The 745-nt window shown below is 62.6% G+C and carries 1 protein-coding gene; it reads right to left on the reverse strand.

Features of this window, described 5'->3' with window-relative positions; translation table 11 throughout:
* The coding region (locus EN914_RS38600; protein WP_164779259.1) for a hypothetical protein at positions 1 to 745 on the reverse strand (745 nt) is incomplete at both ends.

Here is a 745-nt window from a genome sequence, read left to right on the forward strand (position 1 = left end):
AGAGCCGTGCCGCACCCGCCAGGTCAAATGTGTAGCGGGCCTGCTGGCCGGCATGAGCGATCACTCCGTCAACCATCGTGCCGACCGTCAGTGCGGCCGTCGTGTCTTCGACCTTCTGGACCGCAAAACTGAAATCCACTGGGCTCGCGTTGGACACAGAGCCCTCGATCGCCAGCGTGTAGGTGCCCGTGAACGCCAGCGCCTGGACGTCGACGTCTCCAAAACCATTGAACAAGACCTGCCGGCCGAACGGATCGATGAGGCGCCAGTAGACAGTGCCGCCGCTATCGCTCTGTTGGTCGAAGAAGAACTTCTCGCCGGCCTGCGCATCGAAGCGGTAAAGCGCTGTATCGTTTCCGGAGGGTAAAGTTCCCGACACCGGGTCACCGAGCGTGATCGGCGTCGCTGTCGCGACATCAAGCAGCCGGAAGCTGTAGGGGCCGGTTGCATCGAGATAGCCGTCGACGATCAACGTGTAGGATCCGGCCACCAAGTCCAGAAGCGGAGTACCCGACACGCCGTCCGAATACGAGAAGCCGACAGGCGTGCTGTTCACTTCGCCGCGGGGGCCGATCAGCCGCCACGAGAGGTACGGATCATTGGTCAGGCTGTCGAAACAGAGCCGTGCCGCACCCGCCAGGTCAAATGTGTAGCGGGCCTGCTGGCCGGCATGAGCGATCACTCCGTCAACCATCGTGCCGACCGTCAGTGCGGCCGTCGTGTCCTCGACCTTCTGAACCGCAAA

It is taken from the genome of Mesorhizobium sp. M7A.F.Ca.CA.001.08.2.1, assembly GCF_003998455.1.
GTDB lineage: Bacteria > Pseudomonadota > Alphaproteobacteria > Rhizobiales > Rhizobiaceae > Mesorhizobium > Mesorhizobium ciceri.